This is a genomic window from Acinetobacter sp. YH12063 (assembly GCF_013419715.1).
Taxonomy (GTDB): domain Bacteria; phylum Pseudomonadota; class Gammaproteobacteria; order Pseudomonadales; family Moraxellaceae; genus Acinetobacter; species Acinetobacter amyesii.
The window spans coordinates 1-21,227 of sequence record NZ_VOZO01000007.1 but is presented as its reverse complement, the minus strand read 5'-3'; the positions used below and the strand labels follow the sequence as shown (position 1 = coordinate 21,227).

Below are 21,227 nucleotides of genomic sequence, written 5' to 3'. Positions count from 1 at the left end.
TGTTTTTACCAGTCGCTATTCGATTCATTACTTTGTTGCTGAACACCTAACATTTCTTGTACAGCTTCAAGAGGGTTTTCATCCTTAATCACATGAGTTAACCATTCATGCAGTGGCATTTGTGACCATTTAATGGTTTTTTGCAGCATATAACTGACAGGGCTATGCGGCTCATTCACTTGGAAATAGTCCGCAATATCTTGCAAGACTTTCATGGCTTGTTCACGGTTTTCAAGATGATTTTGCACTTGAGGTTTAAATTGCTGTGTATGCTGTTGTTGTATTATTTGCATATCATTCTGCACGGAAGTTACAGTGGAAAGTGTTTGGCTTTCAATTGGAGAATTTGATTGAACCTGTTCAGCGCTCGATGAATTGATAAAAGCATCTGCTTTATAGATTTTTTTCAAGCTCAAGTGAATCATATCGATTTGAGAGTCAATGCCAGCAAAGCTTGGCGCATCTAAACCCATCAAATCATCAAGAGTCGTTTTTAAGTTTTCCCAATGGTTTAAAATATCTAAAAACTGTTGGTAATACTGGTATTGAATTGATTTTGACGTATTGAACAAGGCATGTTCAAACTGTTCCATACCATTAAAAGACTCTTCTAGATCATCATCTTCATGGTTGGATTTACGTCTTTGGTTTTGAACATGAAGTAGTCGATCATAGTCGGATAGGGAATAAGCTGCCGCGCCATGAACGATTGAAACTGATTTAATTAATGTTGGGATTTGATTAATTATCCCTTGTAATAAACCTAGACGTTGATCAAGGTCATCATCTTCAATTTCAGGATGAAGCTGCAGCCAAAAGTCTTGCAAACTTTTTTGTGTAAGTTCAATCCCTTTGGCAATCCCTTCAAAACCATGAATGTGAGTCCACGCTTCAAGCAACCAACCATATAAGCGAATATCTTTAGTTTGTTCGCGAAGTAGATCTGACGATTTTTGGTGCACAAAGCCCCAATCTGCTTGTTTCGGTTCTGCGATCCAGTCGCCTTGATCCAAGAGTGGGTCATCTTGTGTTTTAGCTTTTTTAATTGCATGAAAATCATTGGAAAATGAAAAATCACTACCGCAAGGTAAATCATCCGTAATCGGTTGCAATAAAGCGTCGAGCTCTAAACTCATATTCTACATCGTTCCTAGCTTATGCTTCTAAGGTTTTAGTCTTTTTGCTGCTGCGTTTTTTCGCAGGTTTACTTTTAGGATCTAAAACATAAATAATTTCATCGTCTTTAACATCGATTTCAATGACTGATGGAATCTTTTGCTCGCTCATTGCCATGAGTAATTCAGTGGCTAAAGCAGGCAAGACCGTCGCATTTAAAATGTTATCGACATTACGCGCACCACTATCGACCTCAGTACAGCGACTTAATAATAATTCGACTAAATCATCGGTATAACGTGTTTGCGTACCATATTGTTTTTCAATACGCGCGGTGATTTTGCCTAATTTATGCTGAATAATGCGTACGAGCAGATCATCGTGCAATGGGAAATACGGCACGATACGCATACGGCCTAAAAATGCCGGCTTAAATTGTTTATATAAAGCTGGTTTTAATACATCTAAAAGTTCTTCTGCTGACGGCCATTCTTCTACTGGCTGATTTAAACAGGCCTGCATAATGGCACTTGAGCCTGCATTTGAAGTCAATAAGATCGTAGTATTTTTAAAGTCAATAACACGACCTTCGCCATCTTCCAAAGTACCTTTATCGAATACTTGGTAGAATAGCTCTTGAACATCGCTGTGTGCTTTTTCAATCTCATCGAGTAAAACCACACTATATGGATTTCGGCGAACTGCTTCTGTCAGTACGCCACCTTGGCCATAACCGACATAGCCCGGAGGAGCACCTTTTAAAGACGAGACGGTATGTGCTTCTTGATACTCAGACATGTTAATGGTGATTAAATGAGACTCACCACCATATAACTCGTTTGCTAACGCAAGTGCTGTTTCGGTTTTACCCACACCACTTGGGCCAACCAGCATGAAAACGCCTTGAGGTTTATTTGGATCTTCCAATTTTGCCTTAGAGGTTTTAATGCCTTGTACCAGTTGTTGCAGTGCATAATCTTGCCCCATCACACGTTGTTCTAACTGTGCTTCAAGCTTCAAGATTTGCTGAATTTCATCATTCACCATTTTACCAACTGGGATACCGGTCCAGTCTGAAATGATTTCATTAATAATTTGAGCATTTACACGTTCAAAAACCAGCGGCGTTTGACCTTGTAAAGTTGCCAGTTGGTTACGAATATTGCTTAAAGTTTCAATATTTTCTGGTTTTTGCTCGGACTCTTGTTCAAGCGTTTTAATTTGTTGAACAAACTCGAGTTCTTTTTTCCACTGCGTTTCTGTTGACTGAATATCTTGTTTCAGTGTAGATATTTGTGTTTTTACATTTTCAATGCGTTCGTGGTGAATCGGAATATTCTTATGTTCATTTTCAAGAATCGCCAATTCAAGTTTCAAATTATGTAATTGAGCTTGAAGTTGATCCAATTTTACAGGTTGTGCATTTTGAGTTAACGCAACACGCGCAGAAGCCGTATCTAAGACACTAATCGCTTTATCAGGCAATTGACGGCCAGTGATATAACGGTGTGATGCATGGACTGCTGTAACAATAGCCTCATCATCAATTTGTAAATTGAAATGTTTTGCCATCACGGGAATCATGGCACGCAGCATATCGATTGCGACTTCTTCAGTCGGTTCTTCAACCTGAATTACTTGGAAGCGTCGGCTTAATGCGGCATCTTTTTCAAAATACTGCTTATATTCAGCCCATGTGGTTGCGGCAATGGTTCTTAACTCACCACGTGCAAGCGCCGGTTTTAACAGGTTTGCTGCATCATTTTGACCTGCTTGACCACCCGCACCAATCAACGTGTGTGCTTCATCAATAAATAAAATGATTGGATGTGCAGAGGCTTGAACTTCATGAATGACTTGTTTTAAGCGATTTTCGAATTCACCTTTAACACTGGCACCCGCTTGTAGTAAGCCCATATCTAAAGTATGAATGCTGACGTTTTTTAAAGCATCTGGAACTTGGTTGGTTGCGATTTTTAATGCCAGACCTTCAACAACGGCCGTTTTACCAACACCAGGCTCACCCGTTAAAATCGGATTGTTTTGACGACGACGCATCAAAATATCGAGCATTAAGCGGATTTCAAACTCACGACCAATCACAGGATCAATGTCACCATTTTTAGCTTTTTCAGTAAGATTAATGGTGTATTGGTCTAGAGCAGGTGTTTTAACTGGCGTAGTTGCATTCGTTTGTGCTGCTGATTTTTCATCTGGTGATGCAGTTGCTAAATCTTCATTTTCAATGCTCTTTAGGCAAAGATCTAAAAATTTATGTTTAATCGTATCGATAGGTAATAAATCGAAAAGAGAAGAAGCTCTTGCTGCAATTTGGTATAAATCTGGCGCGGTAAGGAGCGCAACAAGTAAATGACCACTACGAATTTGTGGATCTTGTTCAGCAGATGCTAATAACCAAGCTTGTTCAAGTAAGCGCACGATGGATTGGGCAAAAATAGGGGTTCGCGTATTTCCTTTTGGAAGTTGAGCAATATTTTCTTTGAGGTCATCTGCCAAACCATCTGCAGAAACTTTGTATTTTTCTAAGAGTATTTGAAGGTCATTTTTATTGTTATAGGTTAATAGTTCGAGTAAAAAATGTTCAATTTCGATTTCATAATTTTGCTGTGAAATACATGTATTGGCTGACTTTTCGAGTGAAATGCGGGCGTGAGGTGAAAGTTTAGTAATTAAAACTTTTAAATTATTCATAAATAACTCATCAAATTTAGAATCCACAGTACGAAATTTTACAAGTTTGACTGTGATCTCTTTTTTCTTGCTATAAAAATAAAAACTTTAAAATCAACACCTTATGTATTATTAGTGTCTTGCTTTAGGCGATATAATACAGACTAAATAAAAAAAGGAAAAAGATTTTTTTATAAAATGAAACAAAAAAAAACAAATAGTCTACAAACTTTGGAGTATTTGGCACATTTTTGTATTGACTCTATGTGCTTATTTTTTGTTAAATCTGCAGCATATTTTTAATTTTGATAAATGAAGAGAAAACCCACGGGAAAATAAGTGGTGATTTCTCCACATAAATTAAGTTTTAGCACGTAGAAATACAGAGGCAATTTTGAATAAATTTAGTGTTTTATTACCTATAATTTTAGCAGCCAGTTTAACACAAACCGTTTTTGCAAAAGATAAAGCGGCATCTGTGAAAAAATCCTGTTTAAAGGATTATCCACTGGCAGTAGGTGATACAGATCCAGAGATTATTGGTTTTTATAATCAGTTATGTGACAAAAAAAATAAGAAAAATGAGAACTTAAAAAATGAAATTTTTGTAGATATTGCCAAAAAATATCAAGCTAATGGTTACAATTTAAAAGCATTGCAAGCGGTCAATCTGCTGCGAGAAAAGAACTATCAGTCGCCTGAACTTACTGATGTCACTTTTTTAGCAGGTATCGCTATTTCATATAATGCGCTGAATCATATGCGCAGTAATGAAAATCGTACTCTAGATGAACAGACCTATTCTCCTGCCAAAGTGTTGTCGGATAATATTCGTTATATTCAGCCGACGATTGATAAATCTAAGTCTACTGCAGCAGATGCTCGTGAAAAAAGCACTGAATCTTCGAGCAATGTGAAATCTAAACAGACAACACCAGCTAAAAAACGAACCAATACAGCGTCTACCAAGCCTAAACAAACGACTACAGCTGCAAGCAAAAAGAAAACCACCACGCCAGCAAAACCGCAGACTACAGCGAAAAAACCTGCTACTAGTGGTTCACCTTTCGATACATTGAAGAATAAATAACAAGGAAAAGCACTCATGGCAAAACGTGAAAGTGTACAGAAAAAACTTCAACGAATTCGTCCTCCTCGTGTTCAATTGACTTACGATGTTGAAGTTGGCGACGGTAAAGAAATTAAAGAGTTACCATTCGTTGTTGGGGTGTTAGGTGATTTCTCTGCGGCATCTGAAGTAGAGAAAACTAAATTAAAAGACAAGAAATTCATTAATGTTGATTTAGATAATATTGATGAGGTAATGGAGTCTTTAGCGCCACGTGCTAATTTTCAAGTTGAGAATACCTTGACTGAAGACGGTGGAAAAATGTCGGTAGATCTTACATTTAAGAGCATGGCCGATTTCACTCCAGAGCAAGTTGTACAACAGGTTGATCCATTACAAAAGTTAGTTGCTGCACGTGAGCGTCTGTCTGACTTGCGTAATAAAATTTCAAATAATGAACGCTTAGAAGATTTACTGGATGAAGTGTTACATAACACTGATCAAATTCGTAAGTTGAGCGTGGAGGCAGAAAATGAGTAATTTTAATACTGCAACTGCTGCAAACCTTGAAGCAACCGAAGAATATTCACTTTTAGATTCAATTGTCGAACAAAGTCGTATCGCGCGTACAGATCAAGAACATGATCGTGCAAAAAGTTTGATTGGTGAACTTGCTAAAGAAGTGATGGCAGGTACCATCACCGTTTCGGACAATATGACTTTATCAATTGATAAGCGTATTGCTGAAATTGATGCGTTGATTTCATCTCAGTTAAGTAAAATCATGCACCATGCTGAATTTCAAAAAATTGAATCGACATGGCGTGGTTTGTATTATTTCTGCCAAGAAACACCTTCAAATTCTTTAACAAAAATTCGTATGTTAAATACGACGAAAAAAGAATTGATTAAAGATTTCCAAGGTGCGACCGATTTTGACCAAAGCACGTTGTTCAAAAAAATCTATGAAGAAGAATATGGATCATTCGGTGGTGCGCCTTATGCAACATTGATTGGTGACTTTGAGTTTGACCGTACTCCATCTGATATGTATTTGCTTGAGCAAATTTCACATGTCGCTGCGGCTGCACATGCACCGTTTATTTCGGCTGCTAGCCCGAATATGTTGGGACTAGAGTCTTTTACTGATATTGATCGTCCGCGTGATGTATCTAAAATCTTTGAAACAGCAGAATATGTACAATGGCGTTCATTCCGTGAAAGTGACGATGCACGTTATGTTGCGTTGACAATGCCACGTGTATTGGGTCGTTTGCCATATGATCCAAAAGAAGGCATTGCCACTGAAGGCTTTAACTTCGTTGAAGAAGTTTCCGGCGAAAACCACAATGAATATTTATGGATGAACGCGGCTTATGCTTTTGGTACACGTTTAACCAATGCTTTTGATATGCATGGCTGGTGTGCTGCGATTCGTGGTGTAGAAGGTGGTGGTTTAGTTGAAGGCTTGCCTGTCCATACGTTCAAAACCAATGATGGTGAAGTGGTCTTTAAATGCCCAACTGAAATTGCCATTACCGACCGTCGTGAAAAAGAGCTGAGTGATCTTGGTTTTATTCCGTTAGTTCATTGCAAAAATACTGATTATGCAGCATTTTTCGGTGCGCAATCGACGCAAAAACCTAAAAAATATGACAGCGATACAGCAAATGCCAACTCTGCATTGTCTAGCCAGATCCAATACATCATGGCAGTTTCACGTATTGCACATTATTTAAAAGCAATGATGCGTGACAAAGTGGGAAGTTTTGCATCAGCTGGTAATGTTGAGACCTTCTTAAATGAATGGTTATCGCAATATGTATTACTCGATGATGGTGCATCTCAAGAAGCTAAAGCTCAGTATCCATTGCGTGAAGCTTCTGTAAAAGTTGTAGAAAATCCAGCTTTGCCTGGTCACTACAAATCTGTGGTTTTCTTAAGACCACATTTCCAGTTGGATGAGTTGTCTGTTTCATTACGACTTGTGACCGAGTTACCTCAGTCCTCAAATTAATTTTGGGTCAACACTATAATAACTTTAAATAAATAGGTATTCAGAACAATGAAAGATATATACATTCAATTCCGTGGTAAGTACAAAGTAGACGGCGAATCGCGTGATGCAGAGCACAAGAGTTGGTTAGAAGTTAACTCTTGGACGCATAACATCCGTCAACCTAAATCTGCGACTTCTTCAAGCGTGGGTGGTCACACTGCAGAACGTGTAGAACATTCTGATATGGTGTTTGTTAAAGATTTAGACGCGACAAGCCCTAAACTTTGGGAAGCATGTTCAGCAGGTTATACATTTGATGAAGTTCAAATTGATTTCTACCGTGCGAATGGCGATAAACGCATTAAATATCTTCAAATCAAACTGAAACATGTGTTGGTTTCTAGCGTGACACCAACTGTAAATGATGAAGGTGTTCCACACGAATCATTTGGTTTGAAATATGCTGCAGTAGAGTGGACATATAACCAACAAGATATTAACGGTACTGCGAAAGGTGCTGTTACTAAGAAGTGGTCATTATCTAACAACACTGCTTCATACGCAGCGTAATAGATGGATTCAGATAGAGGCTTACTTGGGTAGCCTCTATTTTCATTTTTTTAAATATTTATAAGAAGATATGAATCTCGATCAGCTATATCCTTATGGTTTTAGAACGACTTTATTTGACCGCTTATTACCAGCAGATGCTCAGCAGACTCAAGGTCTGTCTTTGCAAGAACTTCGTGAATCTGTTGCTTCCGATTTAGAGGATCTCCTCAATAGTCGTGTGGCAAAGTTAGATGAACTGATTGATGACTTTCCATTAGCAAAAAAATCTATTTTGCAATTTGGCATTATCGATTTTGTTGGCTTATCAACTGCAAATCCATCGGATCGTGACAAAATTTGTCAGTCAATTGAACAATCGATTGCTGCACATGAACCGCGTTTAAAGCAGATTCGAGTCGAAATGCTCATGGATGGCCATAATATGGGGGCATTATGTTTAAGTATTCAGGCATATTTAAATATTCATCCTTTATACGAACCAGTTATCTTTGATGCCTTATTAAAACCAACAACACAACAATATGTTATTTCTCCAAGAGCTTAATGAAGTGGGTTATCTGTGATTGAAGAGCTGTTACCGTATTACGAAAAACAACTACAGGAATTTGGACAACAGTCCCGTGAGTTTGCCAGTAAATACCCCAAAATCGCCCAGCGTTTGTCTTTAAACCAAGAACAAATAGATGACCCGCATATTGAGCGTTTAATTCAAGCATTTTCTCTAATTTCTGCACGGATTGACAAAAAACTTGCAGATAGTTATGACGTTTTTACCCGTTCAATTTTTGAGGTGATGTTTCCTCAATATTTAAAACCATTTCCTGCATGTTCTGTGGTAAGCTTCGAAGATATAAATAAAATTAAGCAATTAACAGATCGACACGTTATTCCAAAGGCGACCAGTCTAAAAGCCAAAAGTACGCGCGGTGTTCAATGTGAATATCAGACGGTACAAGAAGTCACATTATTACCGATTCAATTAAAACAGCTCAATTTCAAAACTCATCCATCGGCACATATGCATTTAAATCAAAATGCTACATTGAGCTTAGGATTTGAAATTTTTTCGAATAAGCACGCTTTACTCAAAAATGAAACTTTGCCGATATTTTTAGACGCTATTTCTAATTTTCCTTTGCAGGTTTTAGATAGTATTTTTAAATCAACTACAAGTTTTTCGATTCGTGTGGGGCAGCACATTTTTGATATTGCCAATCCATTTGAAATTATGGGCTTTGATGAAGTTCAAAGTGTTCTACCTATCGATCAACATACACATCATGCATATCGTTTACTGATGGAATATTTTTGTGTTCCTGAAAAATTCAATTTTTTAAATCTAAATCTAGATTTCATTAAGTTTTTAAGTTTAGAACATAGTGAATTTGATGTTCAAATGCACTTTAAACTCAATTTAAATGATCAAGCAGCGATTCGAAATTATTCTGAATTAAATGCGGCAAATTTTAAATTGTTTGCTACACCAATTGTTAATCTTTTCAATAAACAAGCAGAGCCGCAAAAGATTAATCATAAGCGAATGGAATATCCATTGGTGACAGATGCACACCATCCTGAATATTTTCAAGCCTATAGCATTTTAAAAATGAATATGGTGCGTGAAAAAAGTAACCAAGATGAAGTGTATTATCCGGTACTGCCTTTTTTTGCAATGAGTCATTATCATCAGGATAAAGTCCAGTTTTTTTATAGTTTAAATCCGCAGCAGATGAAGAATAAACATCAGGAATTAAACTATTCAATCATATCTCGTGCTTTAGACCCACATAGCACTCAGTCCGATTTTATTAGTACTGAACTACTATGTAGTAATCGTGAGTTACCTTACGAAAGTTATAATAAAGATCAGAATGCATTAACTCTGAATGATAGTAATTTGGCCCGTCGTGCTCTGATGCTCAAACGACCGTCGTTACCGTATTATTTTGAGCAAAATAAACAAGAACAGTGGCGGGTCATTTCACATTTATCTTTGAATAATATGTCTTTAATGAAAGGCGATGCGGTCTCTCATATTAAAGAACTTTTGGAATTGTATAATTTACCTAAATCGAAAGAAAACCAAATTATTATCGACTCCATAAAAAATATTCAGTTTTCTACCACACAGAAACTTGTAGATAGTAAACCGTTTCCATTATTTGTCAGAGGTTTAAAAGTACAGCTCGATATCGATGCGGATATATTTAGAGGGCATAGCCTGTATATATTTAGTCAATTGCTAGCCCATATCTTTAATTTAAAAGTCAATATGAACAGCTTTGTCGATGTCTCGGTTTTTGATGCAAATAGTCAACAGGAGTTATACCAATGCGTGCAGAACGTTGGTGGCAAGAAAGCTCTGTAATTGACGGACTTTTCCAAGAACCGAAAGCCTACGAGTTTGTTCAAGCTACTCGTTTGTTAAGACATGCACCTTATGGAGCAGCTCAAGTCCATTGGGCTAATGACTTTGAGTTTAATAGTTCACTTAATTTGAACTTCCCGAATACTGAAATTGAAAGTTTAGAGTTCAACGATGAGAAAGTTGAACTGACAAATTTAATGGTGGGTTTAACGGGTATTCAAGGTGCATTACCTTATAGTTATACTAATAAGATTAAGCTCAGCGGGCGTCATCAGCGACACGAAACACAAAAGTTTTTAGGGCTGTTTAATCATAAATTAACAGCACATTATGTTGATGCTAGTTTAAATTATCATTTACCTATTCGTTATGAAATCGAGCAGGATAATCACTATCTTGATATTTTACATGCATTAAATGGTTATATCCGTAGCCAGCATGATCAGCCAGATTTAGATGATTATTTTGCTGAATTCTCAGGTTTAATGCAGGGGCAAAACAATACAGCTTATGCATTAAAAACCATGCTGAATTGTATCTTTAAGCAGAAATTTGATATTCGAGAATTTATCCCTGAAACTTTTGTATTTGAAGAAGATCAGAGAACATGTTTAGGTGGATCTCAGCCGAGCTTATTGGGGCTGAATACTTTTTGTGGTGAGAAGATTCAACAGATTGACGAAAAAATTGAAATCGTGATTGGACCTTTAAATCATGAAGATTATTTAACATTTTTACCGAATCAGGCACGCAGCCTAAAATTAAAACAAATGATTCAAACTTGGTGCAGTCCAACATTAATGGTGGATGTGCGCTTAATTTTACAAAAAGAAGAAATAAAACCGGTGTGTTTAAATTCTTTGAGCGGAATTGGTTTAGCTCAGGGAGCATTTTTACAGCCGAATAAACAGGTCGATAATACAGAAACCTGTTATGCCTTAATGGGGAATGCATAATAATGCTGAAATTAATAATTGGAACCTTTAGTACGCTTTTTGTTTTGTGTACTGCTTTCGTGATTTTTTACTGGCGAGATACAGGCTATGACCCGACAGCTTTTGATCTGATCACCTATTTTCTACTTCTTCCTGTCGCTTTATGTGCAATTATTTTGTCGCCTTATTTGCTTTACAAGGGCATTCAACATCAAAAAGAAAAAAAACTTGAAGCTGAAAAACGTGCAGAAGAACAAGCTGAGCAACAACAACTTGAGGCCATTGAACAAGCAAAACCAAAGCCTGTCGATGTACAGCAATTTCGTTTAAATGTTTATTCTTCAGCGGCTTGGCATAGTTTTGGTGAAAACGAACAAATTATCCAAGATATTCAACAATTCAAAAGTCCTGAACTCGATGATAAATTATTCAATGCATACGGTTTGCCTGTTCTTTCATTTCGAATCAAAGATTTGGATGAACTCACTAATGAAGAAGCAGATGATGAATATAGTGCCATCACCATGCGTGAAAAACGAATCCAGTCACTTATTCAGCAACAACTAGAGCAACACGTTGAAAGTCTATTTTTAATTGCTGAGCATCTGAAGCAATCAGCACTCTTTTATGATAGTGAATTGGCATATCAGTACCGTATGCATCCGGGTTGGGTGGATCCAGATTATACGCAAGATGAACATCCAGAACATTTGGCGAACAATGCACAGCAAGTTTCACGTTTAAATCGTTTAAATGTCCATATTTTGCTTGCTGATAATTTGATTCATCAATGGAATGATGATTATGCTCAAATTATTCAGCAGTATCTATCTGACGGATTTTCGATCATTCCCGAACAAATTCATATCGAGCCACATTTTATCGGCACTCAAGTCGCTTATTCAGAATGGTTAAGCATTTTAGAGATGATTTCAAAACAAAAGTTTGAAGTCAGTTTGATTCTCAATGCTGACTCTGAAATCGACCAAGAATGGATTGATGAAAAGATGTGGTTACAAGAAAAATACATTGCTGCAGAGTTTGCATCGAGTTGGTGTTTGGCTGCTTCAGACGTTCAAGTTCGAGGTTTAACTCCAAATAAAGTGCTACAAGTGGTGGCACATGAGCCTGAGTTGAAACATAATTTAGAGCTTAAAGCACTGAATAATTTAGATCAGTATGATCAAGAACAACCCTTTTTATTGATGTTAGATGATGCAACGGATATGAAAGTGGTGAAAAAATTACAGTATAAATTTAATGAAACCGCGATTGAAACCTATCATTTTTTATATACAAAACAGAATCTTGGAAATACCCAGCAATTGGCAAAAATTTTTGGATTCATGTTGGGTATGCACTTGCCAGAAGAGTTAACTGCCATGATTTATAGCACAGACCAAGAATCGACATTTGCTTTTATTCAAGCATTTTCAGTAGAAGATGAACTTGAACAAGAAACTGTTTAATTAGAATTAAGACGAAATTGAGAACATTGTGAACACACTATTTTATACGATCCTCGGTTATGTTTGGCAGTACGTCACCAATCCTAAAGCGATGGTGGCTTTGTCATTTTTTGTGGCCATTGTGGCTATGCATAATTCGATTCCACAAAAGACTTTTTACATTGTGGTTGCTGTTTATATTCTCGGATTAATTCTGTGGGGTATTTATGAATTAGTGCAGCATTATCGTCATAAACAGCAAGGCGAAGAGCTGGCTGAGGCGATTGCCAAAGATAATGAAGCTGAATACGGCAAACAAAAGAATAAAGAAGAACTTGCGCTGATCAATCAGCAAATGAAAGACTCGATTCAACTTATCCGTAAATCAAAACTCGGCGACAAAAAGGGTAATGCAGCCCTATATGAATTACCTTGGTACATGGTGATTGGTAACCCAGCAGCGGGTAAAAGTTCAGCGATTTATAATTCTGGTCTTAGATTTCCATTTGAAGAAACTCATCAGAAAATGGTGTCGGCAGGTCTAAGTGGTACTCGTAACTGCGATTGGTTTTTCTCTACAGATGGTGTCTTACTCGATACCGCAGGTCGATATTCTGTTTATGCCGAAGACCATTCAGAATGGTTAGGTTTCTTAAATATTCTCAAAAAAAACCGTTCTAAAGCACCAATTAACGGTTTAATCGTGATTGTTTCTGTGGCTGAGCTTGTCAGTCAAAGCCCTGAAAAATCAATCAAATTAGCCAAAAACTTACGCGCACGTATACAGGATTTGACTGAACGTTTAGAAATTTTTGCGCCAGTGTATATCGTTTTTTCAAAAATGGATTTGATTGCCGGCTTTACTGAATTTTTTGATTGTTATGATAAGGATGAATTTGATCAAGTTTGGGGTGCAACACTGCCTTATGATCCAGACTCATCTGAGCATGCCGTTGAGATGTTCGAAAAGCATTATTCAATTTTATACGATGGTTTGAAGAGCGTCAGTACTACGCACTTAAGTCGTCGTCATTCGCAAAATATTTCTCCAAGTGTAATGACATTTCCACTTGAGTTTAAAAGTTTAAAGCCAGTGCTCAAAACTTTTATTGGTACGTTGTTTCAAGACAACCCTTATCAGTTTAAACCAGTATTCCGTGGGTTCTATTTCACCAGTGCATTGCAAGAAGGTGTGATTGAAAGTCCAATGACTGAGCAAATCGCTGAAGATTTTCATTTGGTGAAAAGTACGGATAGTGAGTTTGGCATTCCTACGAATTCTGTTTCGCAAGATCATGGTTATTTCTTAAAAGGACTATTTTCAACCGTCATTTTAAAAGATAAAAATCTGGTTAAACAACATATTAATCCTGCACGTAAACGTCAGCGCTTTATGGCATTTATTGCTGCATTGTTATTGGTTGCTGTGGTGCTTGGGTTGTGGGTTTGGTCGTATCGTAATAACCAACAACTCGTGGCGGAAGTTCAAGCTGACTTAGACAAAGTTGTGCAAATGGAAAGCCGTAGCGGAAGTGAGCTTTCGACTCAATTGGATGCATTGCTGATATTACAAGGACATTTACAGCAGCTCGATCATTTTGATGAAGATCGTCCATTGAAATATAGTTTTGGTTTATACCAAGGGAATAAAATCCGTGAAAAACTCAAAGTTGAGTATTTACGTGGTATTCAACAAATTGTATTGGCACCATCTCAACAAAATATGGCGCAGTACTTACAACGTGTCAAAGCCAATGAAGCGACGTTGAAAGAAAATCACGTCAATGTGCAAATCACTCAAGCTGTGAAATCAAATCAGCCCTATTTAGAACCATCGGATACTAATCCTCAGGATGCCTACAATGCACTGAAGGCGTATTTGATGATGAGCAATCATAAATATATGGAATCGAGCCATTTGAGTGATCAAGTTACTCGTTTCTGGCGTTCATGGTTAGATTCAAATCGTGGTCAAATGCCACGTGGGGAAATGATTCAAAAAGCCGAACAAGTTTTATCTTATGCGATGACTTTAGCTGCTGATCCTGCGTTCCCGCAAATGGAATCTGATCCTTTATTGGTTGATCAAACACGTCAATTATTAACAGCTGTTACTATGGGTATTCCCGCACGTGACCGCGTTTATAATGAAATTAAAATGCGTGGTTCGGTACGTTTCCCTGCAGTAACTGTGAAGCAAATTTTAGGTGAAACAGGCCAAAACAGCATGTTAGGTAGTTATGCCTTGCCGGGTATTTTTACTTACCAAGCATGGAATGATTATGTAAAAGATGCGATTAACCAAGCAGCGAATAATCCGACGGATACTCAAGATTGGGTACTCAATACCAATCGTTCTGATGACCTGACATTTAGTGGCAGTCCAGATCAGATCAGTAAACAGTTAACCGAACTTTATAAGCAGGAATATATCGCTGAATGGCGTAAATTCTTAAATGCCGTACATTATGGCAAAGGCGCAGATGTCGCTCAGCAGTCACGTTTTATCGATATTTTAGGTGAACCTGAAAACTCACCAATTCGTAAAGTGGTCGACCGTATAGCGAAAGAAACCAGTTGGGATAATCCAATTGTTCAAGCAGAACTTGCTGCACCTCAGAAAGGCTTTATTGCGTGGTTTAAACGTAAAGTCCTTAGCCGTGATGATGCGCAGCAGGCACAGCAAGTGGCTTCTAAAGCCGGTCAAGGTGTTATTGCAAAAGAATTTGATGTGTTCTATCAATTGGTTCGTAAGCGTGATGATCAGCAAAACAAATCTATTTTAGATGAATACATGCTGTCTTTGAGTCAAGTGCGTAGTAAGTTCAATGACTTGAAGAGTGGTGGTGATATGGGACCTGCAAGCATGACATTGGTGAAACAAACCATCAATGATCAAAGCTCTGTCTTTAATAGCACGCAAAAATTTGTGGATGAAAAAATGTCTGTGGGTCTGAATGAATTAGATCAACAGTTGATTCAAAAACTCTTTATGCAGCCGGTGACTCAGTCATTTGAAGTTCTTTTGATTCCAGCTCAAAACGAAATTAATAAGTTGTGGGCAATGCAGGCGTATCAACCATTTACAACCAATCTTGCACCTAAATATCCATTTAATAGCAATGCTACTTTACAAGCGACCAGTAATGAAATTAGCCAAATTTTTGGTGAAAACGGAAGTATCGCTCGCTTTGTAAAAGAATATTTAGATCCATTGGTGATTCGTCGTGGCTATACCTTAACCACGAAAACATGGAAAGATTTGGGCATTGGTTTAAATCCACAATTCGTAGCGAATTTCCAACGCTATGTTGCGCCAAGTAATGGCGTTGCTACAGGGGAATTGAGTCAAGCAGCACCTGCGGCAACCAATCAATCGAACTTCCAGTTCTTCCCATTAGAAAACACACAGTTACTTTCATATACCATTGATATTGATGGTCAGCGTATGGTGTATGAAAACGGTGTTCAGCAATGGGTGAACTTCGTTTGGCCAAATAAAGGGGCAATTCCGGGTGCACGTATTACTGCAATTGACTTGGAAGGTCAAACGCATACGATTTTTGATGAGCCGGGTGAATATGGTATTAACCGATTGGTTGAAGGCGCTCAGCGTACACAAAATGGTAATTCATTTGAAATGGTGTGGCGTAGCAAACAAAATCCAAAAGTGTTTGTAAAAGTGAACTTCCGTTTAATTAGTGGTAACGCATCTGGCCCAACTACAGGTTCAGGCTATTCAGGTATGACTCTTGTTGATCAAGTGGTGACGAATAAAGGTGTTCGTGTCGTCGCAGCGCAAACGATGCCTGCAGGACAAGCGCCTGTAGCGCCAGCGACTTCACCGATGAGTGTTGTACAAGGAACAGCAACACCATGATGATGAATTTAAAAATGAGAGCGGTGGCATTCGTGCAAAAGAACAAGGAGTGTGACGATGTATGAAGTGAGAACGACACCGCTGTATTATGGGAAATGTCCAGCTCGTGGTGACTTCTTAAAGAGCCGTGAACAATATTCACTGATTCAGTTAATCGATCAGTGGATCACGGAGGCGCTTGAGTTCGCTATGCGTTCAGACAATTTTAATGCAGCGTATAACTCACTGCCTTCATTAGATTTCTTTATTGCCAGTCCAAAAGATAAGCGTTTTTTGGTTGCCAATTTGATTAGCAGTGAAGACAGTTCAAAGCGTCAATTTCCAATGGTGCTCGCTCATCTGCTAGAAATCGATGATCCTTTCGATAATATTTTGTATGCACCTTATCGTTATAAACAAACCTTAATTGACTTATATCAGCGTAACCGAGTGATGCGTTCTATTCGCGATCCCGATATTTTGCTCGATAAATTAGGCAAACTGAATAACGAAATTCAAGTGTTCGGGACAGAAGAAACCTCTTCTTTTTATGAGCATCATACGTTGCATTCATTTGCACGTTTATTGAATTTTACGCCTTATCAGTTTGCGCAAAGCATGATTGGTCTCGGTTTGCTGCTACAACCGATTATTCATCAGGGCACGTCTCGGTTGAATAAAGTGTTGATTTTACCAATTAATAATATTAGTTACTGCTATGAAATTGCGGCTTTTTGGGTCAATTTAATTAGTCGCTTTGTCGAAAACCAGGATGCTGAGTTACTCATTGGCATCCTACACAGTGATTCGCCAGTTTTACTGTTTGGTTTTCAAGGTGCTGATATTACTGCACTCAGTGATGTTTTCACCCAAAATATGCAAAGTGATCATTGGGTTTCCCTGATCGATGCCAGTTGGATTGATCCTTATCTTGAACAAAATGCAGGCTTAGCCGTTTTGGAACAGTCTTTGAGTGAGCGTCAGATCAGCCTTATTCATGGCATTAAACTTTTTAGACAGACTTTTATAGAAGAATAATGATGCAAAGAATCTTACCAATGTTGCCCAAATTTCTTGCGAGTGTGTGCATTTTAGGTTGTTCGACTTTGCTTTGGGCAGAGCCTATTGTGATTGAAGGTGCTGTACCGAATGAAGCAACCAAGCAAGAAATATTAAATAAAGCCTATTTGACCTATGGTCAGGCAAATGTGGTTGATAAAATTCAGGTTCGAGCGGTTACAGCACCCAATGGTTGGGGCAATAGCGTAAGCCAAATGATTAATGATGACTTAAAAAAAGTAAAACAGGGGAAACTCTCTGTACGCGGAACGCAAGTCGATTTAAGTGGCAAGATGTCAAATCAAAATGATATCCAACCAACGACCACCAAGTTTCAGTCTTTGGTCACAGCACCTTTTCGTTTCAATGCACAGCTTTCTGTCAATCAGGCTGAACAGACTATTATTGATGCGGCTTTACGTAATCGTATTATTGAATTTGAATCTGGAAGCGCAATTTTAGCGCCATCTGGGGTACAGATCTTAGATGAAATGGTTGTCGCACTGAATCGCGTAGGTGGGAAAAAAGTGCGTATTATTGGTCATACAGACAGCTCGGGAAATCCTGAGAAAAACTTAAGTTTAAGCCAAGAACGTGCTAATGCGGTTAAAAACTACCTGATTTCAAAAAATATTGCGACGGCGAACTTAAGTACTGAAGGGATGGGCTCAAATAAGCCTGTAGCAGACAATGCTACGCCTGAAGGTCGTAAGAAAAACCGTCGTATTGAGTTTGAAGTACTGTAACTATTGTAACTTAACTACAACGGCTAATGCGATGAATGAACCCAGTATATGTAGACTGGGTTTTTTTATGCCAATCTGATTCAGTCAATTATTTAATATTTGAACAAAAAAATTTCTTTAAAGCAGTGGTGTGCGCGCACATTAAGAATATATTTTGAATTGGGCTGAAGCTATTAATTTTTGCATTCTATACCACTAAAGCATTCATATTTTGAGCAATAAAACAGTGGATTCTAAAATCAATTAAGGTTAAAACATAAGAATCAGTTTTGGATATGCGTTTCATATCTACTGCTTTCAACCTTGTCGTTAAAGAATAATCACTTTTGACATAGCGTAAAGTTTTAAAAAATCTGCAGGACAGTGCGGAAAACAACAACTCAATATGGATGAATGTGGGAGCAAAGAATGCTTGGTAATATGATGTTTAAACCGCTTTTGATTAGTAGCATGATTGAACATGCGGGTCGCTATCATGCGGATAGTTTAGTAATTTCAAAAAATACAGACACGACGATTACGAAAACTACTTGGGGTGATGTTCATAAAAATTCAAAACGTTTTGCGAATGTTCTCGCATCACTCGGTTTAAATTTAGGGGATCGTGTTGCGACCATCGCTTGGAATAACCATCGCCACTTAGAGTCTTGGTACGCTATTTCTGGTAGTGGCTATGTTTGTCACACCATCAATCCTCGACTATTTCCTGAACAATTAATTTTTATCATCAATGATGCCGCAGACCGCGTCATGTTATTTGATAAAACTTTTTTGCCTTTAATCAAAGCAGTAAAACCTTTATTAAAATCTGTTGAGCACTTTATTTGCTTAGATGCACCAGATGCAGCGATTGTCGAAGCTGTGCCAGATGTTAAATTTTATGACGAACTTATCGCGGGGCAATCTGCAGACTATACATGGCCAGAATTAGATGAATTATCGGCTAGTTCTTTATGTTATACCTCGGGTACCACAGGCAATCCTAAAGGTGTGTTGTATAGTCATCGTTCAACAGTCTTACACAGTTATGCGATTTGTATGCCAGATTCATTAAATATCTCAGCGCGAGATATTATGATGCCTGTTGTGCCGATGTTCCATGTCAATGCATGGGGTACGCCATATGCTGCGGCTATGGTGGGTTGCACCTTAGTGCTGCCAGGCCCAGGTTTAGATGGAGCAAGCCTGACGCAAATGATTGATGACTATAAAGTATCCGTTGCATTGGGTGTTCCAACGATTTGGCAGGGTTTAATCAATGCTGCGCAACAAGCAGGTAGTCAGCTCGAAAGTTTAGTGCGTAATGTGGTTGGTGGATCTGCTTGCCCACCTGCGATGTTGAAAGTGTTTAAAGAGCAATTTAACTGTGAAACGATTCATGCTTGGGGCATGACCGAAACCAGTCCATTAGGTTCTTCAAACCAGTTTAAAGCCAAACATTTGTTATTATCTGAAGAAGAACAATTACAAGTGCGTTTGTCACAAGGTCGTCCACCATTTGGGGTCGATTTACGTATTACCGATGAAGAAAGCGGTACATATGAAGTTGCACGTGATGGTGAAACGACAGGTAATTTACAAATCCAAGGGCATTGGATTATTGGCAATTACTTTGGCAAAACAGAGTCCGCATTAACCTCAGATGGTTGGTTTGATACCGGGGATATTGCTACGCTGAATGAAGATGGTTTCTTAAAAATTAGTGACCGTTCAAAAGATTTGATCAAATCGGGCGGCGAATGGATTTCTTCTGTTGAGTTAGAAAATTTAGCTATGGGACATCCTAAAATTGCAATGGCGGCAGTGATTGCAGCGACCCATCCGAAATGGGATGAGCGTCCTGTATTGATTGCGATTAAAAAGCCAGATGTCGATTTATCTGATACAGAAATTTTGGATTACTATGCTGATAAAGTTGCTAAATGGCAGGTGCCAGATAAAGTGATTTTCGTGGATGCTATTCCTTTGAGTGGAACAGGTAAAATGCTGAAAAAAGATCTACGTGAGCAATTTGGTGCTGTACTACTTGAAAGCTAACTTAACGTAAGTCGCTAACTAAATGTTGGTAAAGTGCAAAATGCAAAGGTGATATGCCTTTGCATTTTTTTATAAAAACTTACCTTTCGATAAATACCATATGCTTAATATGAGGTTTTTAAATAAATTTTTTTCAACGAATCCATAACCAAGTTCAATGAATAATCTAGCCGTGTTGGGTCGCATTCAATTCAATAAAAGCGTAAATTGATGAGGCATCCACCGTTAAACCACCTTTCTTATGTTTCCAGTTTGGATCTTATTCACTTTAATGGCTGCTTTTATGCAGTCATGGCGCAATGCATTTCAAAAACAACTCAGTACCACTGTTGATGTGTATGGTGTTACCCTTGCTCGGTTTATTTTTGGGCTCCCATTTGCCTGCATTTATTTATTTGTGCTGTACCAACAACAGCCTGTGACTCAGGTGACCACATTTACACCTATGTTTTGGGTGTATGTGGTGATTGCAGGACTAAGTCAAATTTTAGCGACGATTTTAATGGTCTTGCTTTTTAAGCAAAAGAATTATGCCATCGGTGTCGGTTTAGCGAAAAGTGAAGCGATATTTGCGGCCATTGTTGGGGTGATTTTCTTAAGTGAGCATTTAAGTTTATTTGGTTGGATTGGTGTTTTGGTTGGTGGTGTTGCTGTTTTTCTTTTAAGTAAAGGTTCTCAACGACAAAAGTTATCACTACCAACTTTATGCATTGGTGTAGGGAGTGGATTAAGTTTTGCAATTACCTCGTTATTGGTTCGTGAAGCCAGTTTAGAGCTAAGTGATTTACCGACTTTGCATCGTGCGGCGTGGGTGTTGTTGAGTGTAATTGGCTTTCAATGTGTGATTATGCTGCTGTACCTCAGTCTATTTAGCCGCAAAACGCTCATTGCCATGTGGGAGAGAGTCGGTCTGACCTTTCGCGTTAGTGTCTGTAGCTTTCTAGCGTCCTTGGGCTGGTTTACTGCCATGAGCATGCAAACGGTTGCGATTGTCAAAACCCTAGGTCAAATCGAAATCTTATTTAGCCTCTTAATCTCTGCCTATTTCTTTAAGGAAAAACTCGCAAGAACCGATCATTGGGGATTAGCCCTTGTGGTGATTGCGGCCATTATGGTGATTTGGGCTTAATCTGTGCTTTAAACAGTCATGAAGGCAAATAGAGGCCGAATTTAAGTCAGTTTTTCGAATATATTTTTAATAGATTTCTTTCATAAGTCATTTTTCACTCAGCTCCAAGTTATAAATTCCAGCAATTAGATTGAATCTTAATGCTAGTCTTTTGCCTCGATTGCGATATCGCTCAGCAAGAATTTTGAAGGTTTTCAA

Annotated in this window: 15 protein-coding genes and 1 pseudogene; 13 read left to right on the top strand and 3 right to left on the bottom strand. The window is 38.2% G+C overall.

The features are described 5' to 3' along the window. Nucleotides 1-5: 5 nt before the first annotated feature. Complete coding sequence (gene tssA / locus FTU12_RS09155; protein WP_180114219.1) at nucleotides 6-1,136, bottom strand: type VI secretion system protein TssA; 1,131 nt, start codon at nucleotides 1,134-1,136, stop codon at nucleotides 6-8. 19 nt (nucleotides 1,137-1,155) lie between these two features. After that, nucleotides 1,156-3,828: a type VI secretion system ATPase TssH gene (gene tssH / locus FTU12_RS09150; RefSeq protein WP_180114218.1), complete on the bottom strand. Its 2,673-nt coding sequence runs from the start codon at nucleotides 3,826-3,828 to the stop codon at nucleotides 1,156-1,158. A 373-nt stretch (nucleotides 3,829-4,201) separates the two neighbouring features. Here tssH and FTU12_RS09145 point away from each other — a divergent pair, with 373 nt between their 5' ends. The 13 genes from FTU12_RS09145 (at nucleotide 4,202) to FTU12_RS09085 (ending at nucleotide 21,029) form a co-directional block, all read left to right on the top strand. Then, nucleotides 4,202-4,897 carry a hypothetical protein gene (locus FTU12_RS09145; RefSeq protein ID WP_180114217.1) on the top strand — a complete coding sequence of 232 codons (696 nt, stop codon included), beginning with the start codon at nucleotides 4,202-4,204 and terminating at the stop codon, nucleotides 4,895-4,897. 15 nt (nucleotides 4,898-4,912) lie between these two features. Then, a complete protein-coding gene (gene tssB, locus FTU12_RS09140; protein ID WP_078193364.1) occupies nucleotides 4,913-5,416 on the top strand; it encodes a type VI secretion system contractile sheath small subunit in 504 nt (167 codons plus the stop codon). Further along, nucleotides 5,409-6,893, top strand: coding sequence for a type VI secretion system contractile sheath large subunit (gene tssC / locus FTU12_RS09135; RefSeq protein WP_168379480.1), 1,485 nt, complete (start codon nucleotides 5,409-5,411; stop codon nucleotides 6,891-6,893). Before tssB ends, tssC begins: the two co-directional genes overlap by 8 nt. 48 nt (nucleotides 6,894-6,941) lie before the next feature. Further along, nucleotides 6,942-7,445, top strand: coding sequence for a type VI secretion system tube protein Hcp (locus tag FTU12_RS09130; RefSeq protein WP_078190771.1), 504 nt, complete (start codon nucleotides 6,942-6,944; stop codon nucleotides 7,443-7,445). A 70-nt stretch (nucleotides 7,446-7,515) separates the two neighbouring features. Further along, nucleotides 7,516-7,992: a type VI secretion system baseplate subunit TssE gene (tssE, locus tag FTU12_RS09125; protein ID WP_078190770.1), complete on the top strand. Its 477-nt coding sequence runs from the start codon at nucleotides 7,516-7,518 to the stop codon at nucleotides 7,990-7,992. 15 nt (nucleotides 7,993-8,007) lie between these two features. Continuing rightward, a complete protein-coding gene (tssF, locus tag FTU12_RS09120; protein ID WP_180102273.1) occupies nucleotides 8,008-9,816 on the top strand; it encodes a type VI secretion system baseplate subunit TssF in 1,809 nt (602 codons plus the stop codon). Next, nucleotides 9,780-10,772 (top strand): type VI secretion system baseplate subunit TssG, encoded by a 993-nt coding sequence (tssG, locus tag FTU12_RS09115; protein ID WP_180023729.1) that lies wholly within the window; start codon nucleotides 9,780-9,782, stop codon nucleotides 10,770-10,772. Before tssF ends, tssG begins: the two co-directional genes overlap by 37 nt. 2 nt (nucleotides 10,773-10,774) lie before the next feature. Next, nucleotides 10,775-12,220 carry a hypothetical protein gene (locus FTU12_RS09110; protein WP_180114216.1) on the top strand — a complete coding sequence of 482 codons (1,446 nt, stop codon included), beginning with the start codon at nucleotides 10,775-10,777 and terminating at the stop codon, nucleotides 12,218-12,220. 28 nt (nucleotides 12,221-12,248) lie between these two features. After that, nucleotides 12,249-16,079, top strand: a complete 3,831-nt coding sequence (gene tssM / locus FTU12_RS09105) for a type VI secretion system membrane subunit TssM (protein ID WP_180008120.1) — start codon at nucleotides 12,249-12,251, stop codon at nucleotides 16,077-16,079. Nucleotides 16,080-16,136: 57 nt separating this feature from the next. Then, nucleotides 16,137-17,096, top strand: coding sequence for a type VI secretion system-associated protein TagF (gene tagF, locus FTU12_RS09100; protein WP_180114215.1), 960 nt, complete (start codon nucleotides 16,137-16,139; stop codon nucleotides 17,094-17,096). A gap of 20 nt (nucleotides 17,097-17,116) precedes the next feature. Continuing rightward, entirely contained in the window at nucleotides 17,117-17,863 is a 747-nt protein-coding gene (locus FTU12_RS09095; protein ID WP_257227308.1) for an OmpA family protein, read from the top strand. A gap of 408 nt (nucleotides 17,864-18,271) precedes the next feature. After that, nucleotides 18,272-19,900 (top strand): long-chain-fatty-acid--CoA ligase, encoded by a 1,629-nt coding sequence (locus FTU12_RS09090; protein ID WP_180114213.1) that lies wholly within the window; start codon nucleotides 18,272-18,274, stop codon nucleotides 19,898-19,900. Between the two features lie 241 nt (nucleotides 19,901-20,141). Further along, nucleotides 20,142-21,029: a DMT family transporter gene (locus FTU12_RS09085; RefSeq protein WP_180041436.1), complete on the top strand. Its 888-nt coding sequence runs from the start codon at nucleotides 20,142-20,144 to the stop codon at nucleotides 21,027-21,029. 87 nt (nucleotides 21,030-21,116) lie between these two features. Here the strand turns inward: FTU12_RS09085 and FTU12_RS09080 are convergent. Further along, nucleotides 21,117-21,227, bottom strand: a pseudogene (locus FTU12_RS09080) (IS5/IS1182 family transposase); the annotation flags it as partial.

Coding starts and splice junctions, on each gene's coding strand:
- FTU12_RS09130 (WP_078190771.1), top strand. CDS start 6,942: ATGAAAGATATATACATTCAATTCCGTGGTAAGTACAAAGTAGACGGC.
- tssC (WP_168379480.1), top strand. CDS start 5,409: ATGAGTAATTTTAATACTGCAACTGCTGCAAACCTTGAAGCAACCGAA.
- tssH (WP_180114218.1), bottom strand. CDS start 3,828: ATGAATAATTTAAAAGTTTTAATTACTAAACTTTCACCTCACGCCCGC.
- tssE (WP_078190770.1), top strand. CDS start 7,516: ATGAATCTCGATCAGCTATATCCTTATGGTTTTAGAACGACTTTATTT.
- tssA (WP_180114219.1), bottom strand. CDS start 1,136: ATGAGTTTAGAGCTCGACGCTTTATTGCAACCGATTACGGATGATTTA.
- FTU12_RS09110 (WP_180114216.1), top strand. CDS start 10,775: ATGCTGAAATTAATAATTGGAACCTTTAGTACGCTTTTTGTTTTGTGT.
- FTU12_RS09095 (WP_257227308.1), top strand. CDS start 17,117: ATGTTGCCCAAATTTCTTGCGAGTGTGTGCATTTTAGGTTGTTCGACT.
- tssG (WP_180023729.1), top strand. CDS start 9,780: ATGCGTGCAGAACGTTGGTGGCAAGAAAGCTCTGTAATTGACGGACTT.
- FTU12_RS09090 (WP_180114213.1), top strand. CDS start 18,272: ATGCTTGGTAATATGATGTTTAAACCGCTTTTGATTAGTAGCATGATT.
- tssB (WP_078193364.1), top strand. CDS start 4,913: ATGGCAAAACGTGAAAGTGTACAGAAAAAACTTCAACGAATTCGTCCT.
- tagF (WP_180114215.1), top strand. CDS start 16,137: ATGTATGAAGTGAGAACGACACCGCTGTATTATGGGAAATGTCCAGCT.
- FTU12_RS09085 (WP_180041436.1), top strand. CDS start 20,142: ATGTTTCCAGTTTGGATCTTATTCACTTTAATGGCTGCTTTTATGCAG.